Consider the following 15,694-nt stretch of genomic DNA (forward strand, 5'->3'; position numbering starts at 1 on the left):
GGCGTTGCGGTTACGTTGTGCTGATAATATAGTCGTATGGACTTATGGATGTCTATCACTGAAGGAAAATTCATGGCAAAAACCGATCAGCCCGCGCCAGTGGCGGCGCGGCCCTTTCCCGCAGGAAATACGCGCCTGCGCCGCATCGATGCCTGGGCGCTGCGCGTCGCCATCCAGCGGCCCGTGGAAACATCCTTCGGCATCATGCGCGATCGCCCGGCCGTTTTCGTGCGGGTCGAGGATGCCTCGGGTGCCTTCGGATTTGGCGAAATCTGGTGCAATTTTCCCAGCTGCGGTGCCGAACACCGGGTGCGCATGGCCATTGACGAACTCGCCCCCCTGCTGGCCGGACGCGATTTCGCCGCCCCGGCCGATGCCTTCCGTCATATGTGGGAAAGGACCCGCGTGCGCGTGCTGCAGACGGCCGAACCGGGGCCCTATTCCCAGGCCATCGCCGGCCTCGACATCGCGCTTTGGGATTTGGCGGCGCGTCAGGCCGGCCGACCGCTGCGCCACTTCATTGCCGAGGACGCGGCGGACGACGTACCCGCCTATGCCAGCGGCATCCATATCGGCATCGCGTTGGACGTCGTGCCTGAGTTCCGCGCCACGGGATTCCACAATTTCAAGGTCAAGGTCGGGTTCGACACGGCGAAAGACATTGCCGGGGTCAAGGCGCTCACGGAAACGATCAAGCCGGGCGAGCGCCTGTTTTCCGATGCCAATCAGGCCTGGAACCTGAATCAGGCTCTTGAATTCGCCCAAGGGGCCCGGGGCCTGCTGGATTGGCTGGAAGAACCGCTTCGCGCCGATGCACCCGCCGAAGACTGGGAACGGCTGGCCAAGGAAGGCGGTATTCCGCTTGCCGCCGGAGAGAATTTCCTTGGCGCCGATGACTTCGACGCGGCCCTGGCCGCCGGATCGCTGACCTATATCCAGCCCGACATGGCGAAATGGGGCGGCGTCACCGGCTGCCTTCCCGTGGCCCAGGCCATTCGTGCGGGCGGGCGTACCTATTGCCCTCATTACCTGGGCGGCGGGATCGGGCTGCTGGCGTCGGCCAATCTGCTGGCCGCCGTCGGCGGCCCGGGGTTGCTTGAGGTCGATGCCAATCCGAACCCCCTGCGTTCGGACATTCCCGGCATGACCATGACGGACGGGCGGATCACTCTGGGGAACGCGCCGGGCTTGGGGATCGAGGCATTGCCAGAAGTCCTGCTGCCCCAGGTAACCCTGCACCAGTCCTGGTCGGCCTAAGCGCCCGGAACCACGGGCCGGGGTTTCCCCCCGGCCCGGAAAACTGGTAAATACACCGGAAGATTGGAAAATCACCGGGTAGGAATTCCAGGGTCCATGGCGCTCAATCCCAAGGTTATTTCGTTCTTCGACGACCGTACTTTCACCATTACCCATATCGTCATGTGCCCTGAAACGGGCCGAACCGCCGTGATCGATCCCGTGCTTGATTACGACGCGGCGGCAGGGCGGACATACCGGGAAAGTGCCGAGGCGGTGGTCAACCAGGTCGGCCAGGACGACCTGACCGTGGAATGGGTGCTGGAAACCCATGTCCATGCCGATCACCTGACAGCGGCACCCTTCGTGAAGGACAGCCTGGGCGGGCGCCTGGGCATCGGCGGCAAGGTCGGCCTGGTGCAATCGGCCTTCAAGAAGATCTTCAACGCCGAGGACAGCTTCGCCACCGACGGATCACAGTTCGATCATCTGTTCGCCGACGGCGAGGAATTCATGATCGGCAACCTGACGGCGCGGGTGATGCACACGCCGGGTCACACGCCGGCCTGCGTGACCTATGTGATCGGCGATGCGGCTTTTGTCGGAGATACCCTGTTCGCGCCCGATTACGGCACGGCGCGCTGTGATTTTCCCGGCGGCGATGCGCACCAGCTCTATAACTCGATCCAGAAGATCCTCGCCTTGCCCGATGATACCCGCATCTTCTTGTGCCACGACTACATGCCGGGCGGGCGCGACGTGATCATGCATACGTCCGTCGCCGCGCAGAAGGCGGGCAACGTTCATCTGAAGGACTGCAAGGACGCCGATGCTTTCGCCGCCATGCGCAACGGCCGCGATGCGAAGCTCAACATGCCGGTGCTGATCATTCCCTCCGTGCAGGTCAATATGCGCGGCGGCGCCCTGCCACCGGCGGAAAGCAACGGCGTTTCGTATCTGAAGACACCGATTAACCTGCTGTAAAAAAAGAATAAATTAAAACACCCATAAATAAGACCTTATTCATCCGTGACTTTGCTGTTGCTGCGCGTAATCATCAAACCCGCCTAACAATAAAAACAAATCGTGCTTTAGGCGGGAAGGGGGATTTCGGCTGCGGTAAAGGGGATAGGTGAATAATGAGGTTTCTAAACAACGTCAGAATCTTGACGAAAGTTTCGCTCGGCTTCGGTGTGGTCCTGGCGCTGCTTGTGGTGACCGGCATGACCGGTGGGGTGAACCTGAAAAACGGCGACGCCAATTTCGCGCGTTACCGAGGCATCGCCACTGAGACCAACCAGGCGGCCCGGGTTCAGGCCAGTCTTCTGGAAACCCAGTTGGAAATCCGCAAGTTCCTGAAAAGCGCGACCGAAGAGACCCTGGAAACCGTAAAAGATCGGGCTCAACTGACCATTCAATTGAATGACCAGCTGACCAAGATGATCAAGGAACCGCAGGAAAATGCCCTGGCCCAGGAAGTCGGGCGCAATCTTTCCAATTATATCTCCGCGTTCGATGAGGTGGCGGCCCGTCAGGCACGCATTGACGATCTGGTGCAGAACAGGATCGATGTGCTCAGCCGGGAAATGCGGGCCCTTATCGCGGGGATCAAGAAAAAGACCCAGGACGCGATCGACGTTACGGGCGCTTATAACGCGTCGACGGTGCAACGCGACCTTTTGCTGATGCTGTTGAACACGGCCACATTCCTTGTTTCCAACGATCAGGAATCTTTCGATAACGCGATCAAGGAATCGGCCGCCATGAAGGCCAGCCAATCCATTATGGTCGCCGACTTCCTGGAAGAAGACTGGCTCAAGATGACGGATGATCTGGCGGCCAAGCACGAGGCGTTCATCGCCGCCCTGCAGGACGTCTATGAGCATGTGAACGCCCGCAACACGGCGATTGAAACGCAGTTGGATACCATCGGCCCGGACGTGTCCGCCCAGATGGACGAACTGAAGCTGGGCTTCAAGACGGACCAGGACCTGTTGGGGGCGGACACCAGTGCGGCCATGCGCAAGGGGTTGATCACCATGGTCAGTGCCGCCGGTGTTGCCCTGGTTTTGGGGATCGCGGCCGCGTGGTTGATCGGCACGGGCATTTCCCGCCCGATCGGCGCCATCACGCGGGCCATGACGTCCTTGGCCCATGGCGACAAGAGCGTTGAAATTCCAGGCCGTGATCAGAAGGACGAGGTCGGCGATATGGCGCAGGCGGTCCTGGTCTTCAAGGAGAACATGATCAAGGCCGACGAACTGGCGGCCCGCGAGCAGGAAGAGGCGGCGCAGCGCGAGGAGCGGTCGCGCCGTCTGGTCGAGTTGACCGGCAATTTCGATGCCGACGTGACCGAATTGTTGCGCGCCCTTGGGGCCTCGGCGACGGAAATGGAGGCGACGGCCGCCACCATGTCGGAGATCGCAGGTAACACCAATACCCGTGCTGCAACGGTTGCGGGGGCCGCGGAACAGGCATCGGGCAACGTACAGACCGTGGCGACGGCGACCGAGGAGTTGTCCAGTTCGATCCAGGAGATCGGCCGGCAGGTCAGCCAGTCGACCGAAATCGCGGGCCGTGCGGTGAATCAGGCGTCGCAGACCGACCAGCAGGTTCAGGGCCTGGCCGATGCGGCGCAGAAGATCGGCGATGTCATCAGCCTGATCGCCGATATTGCCGAGCAGACAAACCTGTTGGCCCTCAACGCGACGATCGAAGCCGCCCGTGCCGGTGACGCGGGCAAGGGGTTTGCCGTGGTCGCCAGCGAGGTCAAGAATCTGGCCAATCAGACCGCCAAGGCGACCGGTGATATCGAGCAGCAGATCGGCGCGATTCAAACCGAGACGTTGGAAGCCGTCACCGCCATTCGATCCATCACCAATACCATCAAGTCGATGGATGAAATTGCCGCGGCCATTGCCGCCGCGGTCGAACAACAGGGAGCCGCAACGGGCGAAATCGCGCGCAATGTCGAACAGGCCGCCGTCGGCACGCAGGAAGTCACCTCGAACATCATTCAGGTGACCGCCGCCGCCGAGGAATCAGGAACATCCGCGACCGAGGTAAAGCATGTGGCGGCCGAGTTGAATCAGAAGGCAGAACTTCTGCGCAAGCAAGTGGAACGGTTTCTCACGGACGTCCGCGCGGCCTGATCCCTGATCGTACGGAATTGGGCGGAAACCGTTCTCTGGGAACGGTGCGACGAACCCTGTTCCCGCTATCACGATGGCGATACGACTTCGGTTTTATTTGTGTTACGGTTCGCGGGCGTAACACGTATTTCGGGTGAGGTTCCATGGCCGAGTTCAAGCCTCACGGCACGCGGCTCGTGTCGCTACCGCTGGAGGAGCTCAAATCCGACGATCTGCAGGCCGCCCTTGACCTGTGGCAGAGTTGGTGCGGCGACCGGGACGCGCCGCTGTGGGACGACGTCAATCTGTCCGCGTTTCCGCCCAAGCTTTTGCCCATGGCGACGGTGGTCGATGTTGTCGACGGCGGCAAGGACTTCAAATACCGCTATTGGGGGTCGGAGCTGTCGCGCCTGTTCAAGCGGGAGGAAACGGGCGTGCTGTTGTCCGAACATGTGGTCAATCAGTCGGGGCACATCCGCTTCAGCCAGTTCTGGGAAGTGGTTGTTCAAGTCCGCCCGTTGCTGTTCATGACGATCTTTGAGCGGATCGAAGGCGTGATGGCGGAAAAGATCAACCTGCGCCTGCCCGTGGTGGATGACACGGGGGCAGTGGACAAGATTATTTCGCTCAGTTCGATGGACCGCATCGGCATGCAGGATTTCGAGGACCTGAGCGACCATTGGCAGGCTGAGATCGCCGGCTGAGGGTCGTCAGCCGCCCTTGATGGCAGGGAACACGGTGACCTCGTCGCCCTCCGACAAAGGTACGTCTGCGCGCCCGGCAATGGGTACGGCATCCTCGTTCAGCATGGTCATATAGGCCTCGCCGATGCCGTCGGGCAGCTTCAACTGCGTGATCAGGTCTTCCAGGCTGGCGCCGTCCGCCAGGGTGAAGGCGCCGACCCCGTTGCTGTCGAACCCCGGTGGGGAAAACGGATCCATGGCGATCAGCTTGACCGTGACCTTCATGAAACGGTGCCGTTCATGCCAAGCCCAGGCGGCTGAGTGTCTGGGTCGTCGGCTCGCCATCGGGGGTCCAGCCGCGCAGTTCGTAATATTCCGGCAGCATCTTGGCCAATTCGGCGACATGGCCTTTGCCCGCACCGCCCTTGGCTGCTTCGGTCAACACCCGTTTCGGCAGGGTATCGTCCTTGGCGGTGAAGCCGGCGGCGTTGTTGAACAGGCGTTCCAGGTTGTAGATGCGCTCACCCAGTTCCAAAAGGCGCTCGACCGTCCAATCGCCCTCGCAGGCGGCGTCGATCTGGTCGGCGTAATCGGGCGCACCCCAGGCGGCCTTGGTGAAGGTGCAGAGGCCCGAGGAATCGATGGCCGCGATGTAATCCTGGCTGTCCTTGACGATCTTGGCCTTGCCGTCCGGCGTTACGCGCTGGAAATCGTCCTGGAACGGGGCCGCCTTCAGGTGGCAGCCCCCCCGGTTCGAGGTCGCATACCCCAGGGCCATGCCCTGCATGGCGCGGGGGTCGTAGCCGGGGAATTCCTGGCCCTTCACGACCATCGCGAATTCGGGATGGCCGTATTTTTCACAGAGCCGCAGGGCGCCCAGGCCAAGGTCCTTGCCGAAGCCCTGGGCCGTGCCGGTAACCTCGGCCGCCCAACAGAGCGCCTCCGCATTGCCGAAGGAAAAGTCGCGGCCTTCGGTTTGTTCCGTGGTGATCGCCCCTTCCATGAACAGTTCCATGGCGGCGGCAACCGTTGCGCCGAAGGAAATGGGGTCCATGCCGTGTTCGTTGCACAGGGCGGAGGCATAGGTCGCGGCCTCCACGTCCTGTACGCCGCACATGGGGCCGACGGCATAGGCGGATTCGTATTCCAGGCCGCCGGTCACGCCGGAATAGCGCGCCTTGCCCTTGATGGAGAAATGGTCCGGGTCGATCTTGGCCATGCGCCCGCAGCCGATGGAACAGGCGAAACAGGCCTTGTTGCCCTGATAGGGGGCCTCTCCGTCGGATTTGCGGACCGTGTGCTGTTTCTTCACGTTGACGTCGGCGATGTGTTCGAACTGGACCTCGCGGCAATTCAGGGTCGGCAGGGACCCATGGGCCTGGGTCACGTCCATCATGGCCATGGTCCCAAGCCCGGAATAGCGGGCGCGGGCCGGGCTGGGGTCCAGGATCTTCCGCTTTTCCCGGGTCACGTCCAGGAACCGTTTGGGATCGTTGACGGCGACGCCCGTGGTGCCGCGCACGGCGACGGCCTTCAGCAGTTTCGATCCCATCACCGCGCCGACGCCGGAGCGCCCGGCCGCGCGGTCGCGGTCGTTCATGATGCAGGCATAACGCGACAGCCCTTCGCCGGCGCCGCCGATGGAGGCGATGCGGATCAGGGGGTCCTGATGGCGCTTCTTGATGGCGTCTTCCGTGTCCCACACGGTTTCGCCCCAGATGAAGCCCTCGGCGTCGAGGAGTTCCGCCTGACCGTCGACGATCATCAGGTAGACCGGCTTGGCCGACTTGCCTTCGATGATGACCATATCCCAGCCGGCCTGCTTCAATTCGCCGCCGAACTGCCCGCCCGAGTTGGAGCAGGCGACGGTGCCGGTCAACGGGCCCTTGGTGACCACGGAATAGCGCCCGCCGGTGGAGGCACAGGTGCCGGTCAGCGGCCCGGTGACGAAGATCAGCTTGTTGTCGGGGCTCAAGGGATCGACCTTGGGGTCGATTTCCTCGAACAGGTACTTGGTGCCCAGGCCGCGCTGTCCCAGGTACAGCTTGACCCAGTCCATGTTGAGCGGTTCCGGGGTACAGGTCCCCTTGGTCAGGTTCACCCGAAGCAATTTGCCATGCCAAGCCACGGTCGGTCTCCGTCATCGATGTCAGGGGCGTTGTCTTTAAGGTGTAGGCAATCCGGGCACTTGTTTCCAGTGGCAAAAGCGCCGCGATGGAGATGACGTCGCATCAACCGCGGTAAATTGGGCCGGTCAGGGCGCTGCGGGCTGTCATGGACCAATGGACCGAAGGTTGTATATGGCGAAAGTCTGGTTGTTGATCTTCTGCAATCATTGTCACATGTTGCGACGATGTTGAGGATTGATTTCCAGGAAACCTGCCGTTTTTCGGGCGTTCCGTGCGGCTTGAGAACTTCACGGCATCTCGCGGCTGATCGTCAATGACGTGTGATTTATGACCTGTTTAAGCGAACGAATTTCGGCCGACCTGCGGTGCACAGGGAGGATGCATCACGCAATTAGGGTATCTGCTGCTCAATCATGACATCCCAGACAACCAAGGTTCTGACCTGGATCGCCAATTTGGTCGGCGCCTGCATGATCGCGGCGTTGATAGTGTTCGGTATTGTCGCGGTTGAAAAATTCCGCGTCGTCAATGATTACTGGCGCGAATTCAACGAGAAGTCGACGGTCACCGGTCAGTTTCTACTGAAGTTGAAATCCGAATTCGGGTACGGCGGGTTCATCCATAATTTCAAGAACTACATCCTGCGGGGAGACGATCGATACGCCTTCCTGGTGGCCGACGACATTGTCAAGGTGCGGGCAACGCTTGCCCAGCTGAGGGCGGTGCTTGTGACCGAGGAGGAAAAGGCGGCCTTGGCCAAGGTCGAGGTGGTTTTCCGCGCGTATACCGACAATCTGGAAGCCGCGGAACGGCTTATTCAGGCCGGCGGCACCCCGACGAATGTCGATGCCATCGTCAGGGTCGACGACAAGCCGGCAATCGAGGGGTTTGACGAAATCGCGGCATCCTTGCGCGCACGCAGCCGTATGACTGCGGCGAAGACGGAAGTCGAATTGAACGCCGCCATCGATTTCCTGGCCTTGGGCGGCGTGCTGATCGGGTTCATTATCCTGATTACGATCATGGTCAACCTGTTCCTGCGCCGGATCGTTTCCGACAACGCGAAAATTCAGGCCGCCGACCGGGCAAAATCCGAATTCCTCGCCAATATGAGCCACGAAATCCGCACGCCCCTGAACGCCATCGTCGGGCTGTCCGGTTTGGCACTGCGCACGGATCTCACGGAACAGCAGCGCGACTACTTGGACAAAGTGCAGACCTCGTCCCACTCCCTGTTGGGGATCATCAACGACATCCTCGATTTTTCCAAGATCGAGGCGGGCAAGCTTGATGTGGAGGAAATTGATTTTCAGCTCGACCGGGTGTTCGAGGATTTGTCCGATATCATGATTGCCCGGGCGTCGGACAAGCCGCTCGAAATGGCATTCCGTATCGACCCGGACACGCCGCTCGACCTGCGTGGTGACCCGTTGCGCCTGGGGCAGGTCCTGATCAACCTGACCAGCAACGCGATCAAGTTTACCGAGCACGGCGAGATTCTCGTCGAGGTCAAATTCCGGGGGCTTGAAGAAGACAAGGTGCGGCTACGGTTCGAAGTGTCCGATACCGGCATCGGCATGAACGAGGAACAGGTCGCCGGCCTGTTCCAGGCATTCAGCCAAGCCGATGAATCGACGACCCGGCGGTTCGGCGGCACAGGTCTTGGGCTTGCCATCAGCAAGACTCTGGTCGAACTCATGGGCGGCGAGATCGGCGTGAACAGCACGCCGGGGCAGGGCAGCACGTTCTGGTTCACGGTCACGGCCAGGCGTGCGGTCGCCCCTGTTCAACGGCGTCAGCCATCGCCCGACCTGCGCGGACTTCGGGTTCTGGTCGTCGATGACAACCAGACGGCGCGGACGATTCTGAGCGAAGCGCTACAGGCCATGTCGTTCGATGCGACGGCCGTTCATTCCGGCGAGGCGGCCTTGGCGGAACTGAGCCGCTCCGTGACCGACGGCGACCCGGCACCTTATCGGTTGGTGCTTATGGACTGGTCGATGCCTGGGTTCGACGGCATCGAGACGATGCGGGAGATCAAGAAAATCAAGGGGCTGGCAGCCTTGCCGACCGTCATCGTCGTCACCGCGTTTGGTCGGGAGCAAGTTCGGAATACAGCTCAGGAGGTTGGGGCCGAGGCGTTCCTCGTCAAGCCGGTCAACCAATCGACCCTGTTCGATACGATTATGAACATCTTCGGCAAAGAGCAGGCCGCGCCCGTGGCGGCGTTGGGCGGGCGTCGGACGGGGGCACAGGTCAGCTTAACGGGCAAACGAATTCTGCTGGCCGAGGATAACGAAATTAACCAGCTGGTTGCGATCGAAATCCTTCAGGCTGAGGGCATAATCGTAGACGTTGCCGGGAACGGTCGAGAGGCGCTGCAAATGGTCAAGGGACGGCATTATGACGCTGTTCTGATGGATATTCAGATGCCGGAGATGGACGGCTTCGAAGCAACCCAATTGATTCGCGAGGACCGGCGATTTCAACGGCTTCCGATCATCGCCATGACGGCCCATGCCATGGTCGAGGAACGGGCGAAATGTCTGGCGTCGGGTATGAACGACCATGTCGCCAAGCCGGTAGACCCTGATCTTCTGTTCGCGGCCCTGGCGAAATGGATCAGGCCTCCTGAACCATCGTCGGCGGTTGCTGATGAAGGGCAGAAGGTCAAACATCGACGCGAGGAAGATACCCCGGTCACTGTGCTGCCGGATCAGGTTGCCGGGTTTGATATGGCGGCGGCGCGCACGGCGCTTGGTAATAACGAAGCCTTGTTGGCGCGTCTGTTCGCGGATTTCCTGGCCAAGTACACGAGCTACGGAGACAAGATCGCCGAAGCCCTGGCCGTCGGTGATAGGGAGACCGCGGAACGCACCGCCCATTCCTTGAAGGGGGTCAGCGGCACCCTGTGCGCCACGCGGGTCTATGCGGCCGCCACCGCCGTGGATACCGCCTTGCGCGATGATCCGACGGGTGACGGAGTTCAGGATCTGCTGCGCGAATTGTCCGAAGCCCTTGACGAGGTCCGTCAATCGCTGACCGCGGTGACCGGCACGGATTGACCGCCGCTTTGCGGCAGCCTCACCAGGTCAGATCAGGCGGCGGCGGATCTGGGCGTCGACCACGGCCAGGGCGGCCATGTTGACGATGCCGCGCGCGGTCACGGCGCTGGTCAGCACATGGGCCGGCATGTCCGTTCCGATCAGGATGGGGCCGATGGGCAGGCCGTTGTCCAGCGACTTCAAAAGGTTGAAGGCGCTGTTGGCGGCTTCGCGGTCGGGAAACACCAGAAGATTGGCCATGCCCTTGAGCCGCGAATTGGGGAACACGCGATTGCGCACATCCTCGTTAATGGCGGCGTCGGCCTGCATTTCGCCCTCGACCTCCAGGTCGGGGGCCTGTTCACGAACCATGCGAAGCGCGTCCCGCATCTTGCGGGCGCAGGGTGAGTCGTCGGCGCCGAAGTTGGAATGGGACAACAGCGCGATCTTGGGCGTTTCGCCGAAGCTTTGCACGAACTCCGCCGACAGCAGGGTCATCTCCGCCAATTCCTCGGCCGAGGGATCGGGGGTCACCTGGGTATCGACCAGAAAGAACGTGCCCTTGGGCAGTAGAAGGACGCTGAGTGCCGAGACGTCGCGCACACCCGGGGCCTTGCCGACCACGTCCATCATATAGCGCAGGTGATAGTCGTAGCGCCCGATGACGCCACACAGCATGGCGTCGGCTTCGCCGCGTTTCAGCATGGTCGCCGCGATCACCGTGTTGTTGGTGCGCACGATCTGGCGCGCGGCCCCCGGCGACACGCCCTTGCGTTCCATCAGCGCGTGATAGCTGCGCCAATAGGCCTCGTAGCGGGGGTCATTCTCCGGATTGCAGATTTCGAAATCCTTCTCCGGCTGAATGCGCAGGCCTAAGCGCTCGATACGCATTTCGATCACGTCGGGCCGGCCGATCAGGATCGGCTTGGCGATGCCTTCGTCGACGAGAACCTGGGTCGCGCGCAGCACCCGGTGGCTTTCGCCCTCGGCCAGGACCAGGCGTTTGGGATCCTGCTTGGCGCGCTCGAAGATCGGCTTCATCAGCATGCCGGAGCGGAACACGAACTGTTCCAGCTTGTCGCGGTAGGCCTCGAAATCTGAAATCGGGTGCTTGGCGACGCCCGAATCCATGGCCGCCTTGGCGACGGCGGTGGCGACCTCGACGATCAAGCGCATGTCAAAAGGTTTGGGCAGCAGGTATTCGGGGCCGAATCGCAGGTCCTCGCCCGAATAGGTGCGGGCCACGGTTTCCGAGCTTTCGGCCATGGTCAGGTCGGCGATGGCCTTGACCGCCGCCAGCTTCATTTCCTCGTTGATGGTCGTCGCCCCGCAATCAAGGGCGCCCCGGAAGATGAAGGGGAAGCAGAGCACGTTGTTGACCTGGTTGGGATAATCCGATCGGCCGGTGCAGATGATGGCCTGCGGGTTTGCGGCGCGCGCATCCTCGGGCAGGATTTCCGGATCGGGGTTGGCCAGCGCCATGATGAACGGCCGCTCGGCCATGGTTTCGACCATTTCCTTCTTCAGGATGCCGGGGGCCGACAACCCTAAGAACACGTCGGCGCCACGCACGGCCTCGGCCAGGGTGCGGGCATTGGTTTTGGCCGCGTATTCGGCCTTTTGGTCGGTCATCTCCTCGGTGCGACCCTCAAACACCACGCCGACATGGTCGACCAGGGTGATGTTTTCGCGCTTCAGGCCCATGGAGACCATCAGGTTCAGGCAGGCGATACCGGCGGCGCCGCCACCCGTGGACACCACCTTGACCTTCGAAATGTCCTTGCCGACCAGGCGCAGGCCGTTGGTCAGCGCGGCGCAGACGACGATCGCGGTGCCGTGCTGGTCGTCGTGGAACACGGGAATCCCCATGCGTGCCTTCAGTTTCTGTTCCAGGATGAAACAGTCGGGCGACTTGAAGTCTTCCAGATTGATAGCGCCGAAGGTCGGTTCCATGGCGGCGATGATGTCGACCAGCTTTTCCGGATCGGTTTCGTTCAGTTCGATATCGAACACGTTGATCCCGGCGAACTTCTTGAACAGGACGGCCTTGCCCTCCATCACCGGCTTGGACGCCAGGCCGCCGATGTTGCCCAGGCCCAGAACGGCGCTGCCGTTGGAGATCACGGCAACCAGGTTTTGGCGGCCGGTCAGCTTGGCGACCTGTTCGGGGTCTTCCTTGATGGCCAGGCAGGCAAAGGCGACGCCCGGCGAGTAGGCCAGAGCCAGATCGCTCTGTGTCGCCAAGGGTTTTGTGGGGGTGATTTCCAATTTTCCGGGTACGGGCTCCGCGTGAAAACGAAGCGCCCGTTCCTTCAGGGTGTCATCCATCCCAAACCTCTTTTCTTATTCATTACGTGTTGATTGCGAGAAAGGTCTTGTAAGACTGCTCGCTGATCGGCAGAAAGACAACGAATTTCATGTTAGGGGTCCTCCCTTGAACGCCGACCACCGCCTTGAGCCCAATGCCGTGCTGCCAAAGGTCATCGGTCACCGTGGTGCTGCCGGCCATGCGCCGGAAAACACCCTGTCCAGCCTGCGCAAGGCCCATGAACTGGGCGCGACTTGGGTTGAATTCGACGTCATGCTGACGGCCGAAGGCACCCCCGTCTTGATCCACGACGAAACCCTGGGGCGCACGACCGATGGTAAGGGGCGCCTGACCGATCATCGCTGGGAAGACCTGCGCGGCCTCGACGCCGGGGCTTGGTTCGGTTCGGCGTTTCGGGGGGAACGCGTGCCGTCCTTGCATCAAGCCCTGGCCGTGCTTGGGCATCTGGGGCTCGGCGCCAACGTGGAAATAAAGCCGGCCAACGATCAGGACGCAACCACGGGTGTCATCGTTGCGAAGACCCTGCAGGAAAGCTGGCCGGCGAATCTTCCGGCCCCCTTGTTGTCGAGTTTTTCCGAAAAGGCCCTGACCGCGGCCGCCGATCAGGCGCCGGAATTTCCCCGCGCCCTTTTGGTGGGCAAGGTTCCTGACGATTGGCAGGCACGCTGCGATTCGCTGGGGGCCACGGGGCTGCACGCCGGCGCCCGGCATCTGATCGAGAAACAGGCGCGGCGCGTCATCGACGCGGGCTATGCGCTCCGCGTCTATACGGTCAACGACCAGGCCCTGGCGGACCGTCTTTTCGCCTGGGGCGCGGAAAGCGTGTTCAGCGATTATCCGGATAGGATAACCCCACCATGACGGTCGGCGGCTGGGTGTCGGCGGGGGTCTGCTGATGGCGATCATGTCGGCCATGCAGGGTTCCACGGCGCCAGGCCGCGCCATCGCGCTGGCGGTCGCCGGCGGCGCGCTTCTGACCATTTCCGATGCGGGCCTGAAGTATCTGGCGGGTGATCTGCCGCCGGGTCAGATCATGTTCATCCGCGGCGTCATCGCCGGGTTTGCCTTGATCATGGCGACTTTGGGAACACGCGGGGCGGCGGCGCTCAAACCCCAGAAATGGGGGCTGCACGCGGCGCGGGGCCTGATGGCGGCCGTGGCAACCTTCACCTATCTGGTCGGCATCGGCAGCCTGCCGCTGGCCACCGCAACCTCGATCCTGTTCGCCAGCCCGATCCTGCTGACGGCCATGGCGCCGGTGTTTATCGGCGAGAATGTCGGCTGGCGGCGTTGGTTGGCGGTCATCGTCGGGTTCATCGGCGTGCTGATCATCGTGCGGCCGGCGGGCGACGCCTTCCAGTGGGCCGCGGTGATGATCCTGCTGGCGGCGTTCGGCGAATCGGTCCGCGACCTGATCACCCGGGGGGCATCCGGGCGCGAGACGACGCATTCGATGCTGTTCTCGATGATGGTGGTGGTCGGCCTGGCGGGGCTGTTCGTGCCACCCTACGACTGGCCGCCGCTGTCGGGCGAACACTGGCTGATGATCATCATGGCCAGTCTGATCTGGACCTCGGCCCATTTCCTGTTGATCGAGGCGTTTCAGTTTGGTGAGGCGGCATTGCTCGCCCCCTTCCGCTACTGCAACCTGTTCTTCGCGGCGATTCTGGGATTCCTCATCTGGGGCGACCTGCCGGATTGGCTGACCTGGGCGGGCAGTGTGGTGATCATTTCCTCGGGCCTGTACATTCTGCACCGCGAGGTTCTGCGCAGGGCCCCGGTGATGGCCGCCGACCCGGTGCACGACACACCGACGGATGACGACGGAGTGCCGCCGCGATGAACGTCATCTTCCTTGCCATCGTCGCCGTCGCCTTCGTCATGGGTGCCGTGCGCCAAGTCGTCTGGGACGGTGTTGGCGAAGCGCCCATGGCGCTGCTTGGAAAATCCATGATCGACGCCGCCGGCGGCGCGGTGACCCTTGCCATCGGTTTGGTCGGCGTGATGGCCCTGTTCCTAGGCCTGATGAAGGTGGCGGAAGAAGGCGGCCTGCTGCGCATCATCGCCAAGGTCCTGCGCCCGCTCATGGTCCGCCTGTTTCCCGAGGTGCCCGCCGACCATCCGGCAATGGGCTCGATGATCCTCAACATGTCGGCCAACGCGCTCGGCCTCGGCAACGCGGCGACGCCGTTCGGCATCCGCGCCATGCAGCAACTGGATGAACTCAATCCCCACAAGGGCACGGCGACCAACGCCATGGCCCTGTTCCTGGCCATCAACACCTCGTCAGTCACGCTGTTGCCCACGGGCGTCATCGCGCTGCGCGCCGCCGCCGGGTCCACGGATCCAGCCGGGATCGTGCCGACCACCCTGTTCGCGACCATCTGTTCGACCGCCATTGCCATTATCACGGCCAAACTTTTGGCCCCTTATTTCGCCGTGTCGGCCGTCGCCGGGGACGGGGGGGAAGCCTCCGCACCGACCGAGGAAGCGATGCTGGAGGCGACGGAAGACATGGGCGGTGCCGGGTCGGATGCCTATCCGCTTTGGGTGTCGGTGACGGCGCTGATGACGGTCGGTGCCCTGGTGCCGCTGACCGTCGTCTATGGACGCGAGATCGCGCCCTGGATCATCCCCGGCCTGATGGTGGCGCTGCTTGGTTTCGGCGCGGCCAAGCGGGTCGCGGTCTATGAATGCTTCGTCGAGGGTGCCAAGGACGGCTTCAACGTGGCGCTACGCATCATTCCCTATCTGGTGGCGATCCTGACCGCCGTCGCCATGTTCCGGGCGTCCGGCGCCATGGACGCGGTCGTGGGGCCGCTCGGTGGTCTCACCGAAATGATCGGGCTGCCGGCGGAAGCCCTGCCCATGGCGCTGCTGCGTCCGCTGTCGGGCTCGGGGGCCTACGGCGTGCTGGCGTCGATCATTCAGGACCCGGCCCATGGTCCGGACAGTCTCGTCGGTTATCTGGTGTCGACCTTCCAGGGGTCGACGGAAACCACCTTCTACGTCCTTGCCGTCTATTTCGGCGCGGTCGGCATCCGCCGCATCCGCCATGCTCTGTTCGCGGCCCTTGTGGCCGATGTGGTGGGCATCGGCGCCGCCGTGTTCATCGTCAATCAACTCTACGGTTAGCGGAATA

11 protein-coding genes are annotated in these 15,694 nt (G+C 62.2%); 8 read left to right on the forward strand and 3 right to left on the reverse strand.

The genetic code is table 11. The features are described from left to right. Nucleotides 1-72 precede the first annotated feature (72 nt). From KFF05_05095 to KFF05_05110, 4 genes are all read left to right on the forward strand, one after another. Nucleotides 73-1,257, forward strand: a complete 1,185-nt coding sequence (locus tag KFF05_05095; protein UTW52741.1) for a mandelate racemase/muconate lactonizing enzyme family protein — start codon at nucleotides 73-75, stop codon at nucleotides 1,255-1,257. Between the two features lie 96 nt (nucleotides 1,258-1,353). Continuing rightward, nucleotides 1,354-2,220: an MBL fold metallo-hydrolase gene (locus KFF05_05100; GenBank protein ID UTW52742.1), complete on the forward strand. Its 867-nt coding sequence runs from the start codon at nucleotides 1,354-1,356 to the stop codon at nucleotides 2,218-2,220. 602 nt (nucleotides 2,221-2,822) lie between these two features. Continuing rightward, nucleotides 2,823-4,388 carry a methyl-accepting chemotaxis protein gene (locus tag KFF05_05105; protein UTW53592.1) on the forward strand — a complete coding sequence of 522 codons (1,566 nt, stop codon included), beginning with the start codon at nucleotides 2,823-2,825 and terminating at the stop codon, nucleotides 4,386-4,388. A 143-nt stretch (nucleotides 4,389-4,531) separates the two neighbouring features. Then, nucleotides 4,532-5,071 (forward strand): hypothetical protein, encoded by a 540-nt coding sequence (locus KFF05_05110; GenBank protein ID UTW52743.1) that lies wholly within the window; start codon nucleotides 4,532-4,534, stop codon nucleotides 5,069-5,071. A gap of 6 nt (nucleotides 5,072-5,077) precedes the next feature. Here the strand turns inward: KFF05_05110 and KFF05_05115 are convergent, their stop codons facing one another. Both KFF05_05115 and KFF05_05120 read right to left on the reverse strand, forming a co-directional pair. Continuing rightward, nucleotides 5,078-5,335, reverse strand: coding sequence for a MoaD/ThiS family protein (locus KFF05_05115; GenBank protein UTW52744.1), 258 nt, complete (start codon nucleotides 5,333-5,335; stop codon nucleotides 5,078-5,080). A gap of 13 nt (nucleotides 5,336-5,348) precedes the next feature. Further along, nucleotides 5,349-7,178, reverse strand: coding sequence for an aldehyde ferredoxin oxidoreductase family protein (locus KFF05_05120; GenBank protein UTW52745.1), 1,830 nt, complete (start codon nucleotides 7,176-7,178; stop codon nucleotides 5,349-5,351). A 414-nt stretch (nucleotides 7,179-7,592) separates the two neighbouring features. Between KFF05_05120 and KFF05_05125 the strand changes: the two genes are divergently transcribed. Continuing rightward, nucleotides 7,593-10,244: a response regulator gene (locus KFF05_05125; GenBank protein ID UTW52746.1), complete on the forward strand. Its 2,652-nt coding sequence runs from the start codon at nucleotides 7,593-7,595 to the stop codon at nucleotides 10,242-10,244. 27 nt (nucleotides 10,245-10,271) lie between these two features. Here the strand turns inward: KFF05_05125 and KFF05_05130 are convergent, their stop codons facing one another. Then, complete coding sequence (locus KFF05_05130; GenBank protein ID UTW52747.1) at nucleotides 10,272-12,551, reverse strand: NADP-dependent malic enzyme; 2,280 nt, start codon at nucleotides 12,549-12,551, stop codon at nucleotides 10,272-10,274. Nucleotides 12,552-12,690: 139 nt separating this feature from the next. Between KFF05_05130 and ugpQ the strand changes: the two genes are divergently transcribed. Genes ugpQ through KFF05_05145 form a run of 3 tightly spaced genes read left to right on the forward strand, consistent with a single transcriptional unit; the run spans nucleotide 12,691 to nucleotide 15,687 of the window. Further along, complete coding sequence (gene ugpQ / locus KFF05_05135; protein ID UTW53593.1) at nucleotides 12,691-13,413, forward strand: glycerophosphodiester phosphodiesterase; 723 nt, start codon at nucleotides 12,691-12,693, stop codon at nucleotides 13,411-13,413. A 34-nt stretch (nucleotides 13,414-13,447) separates the two neighbouring features. After that, nucleotides 13,448-14,395 carry a DMT family transporter gene (locus KFF05_05140; GenBank protein ID UTW52748.1) on the forward strand — a complete coding sequence of 316 codons (948 nt, stop codon included), beginning with the start codon at nucleotides 13,448-13,450 and terminating at the stop codon, nucleotides 14,393-14,395. Beyond that, a complete protein-coding gene (locus KFF05_05145; GenBank protein ID UTW52749.1) occupies nucleotides 14,392-15,687 on the forward strand; it encodes a spore maturation protein in 1,296 nt (431 codons plus the stop codon). The genes KFF05_05140 and KFF05_05145 overlap by 4 nt, the downstream gene beginning before the upstream one ends. Nucleotides 15,688-15,694 lie beyond the last annotated feature (7 nt).

It is taken from the genome of bacterium SCSIO 12827 (assembly GCA_024397995.1).
Taxonomy (GTDB): domain Bacteria; phylum Pseudomonadota; class Alphaproteobacteria; order Rhodospirillales; family Casp-alpha2; genus UBA1479.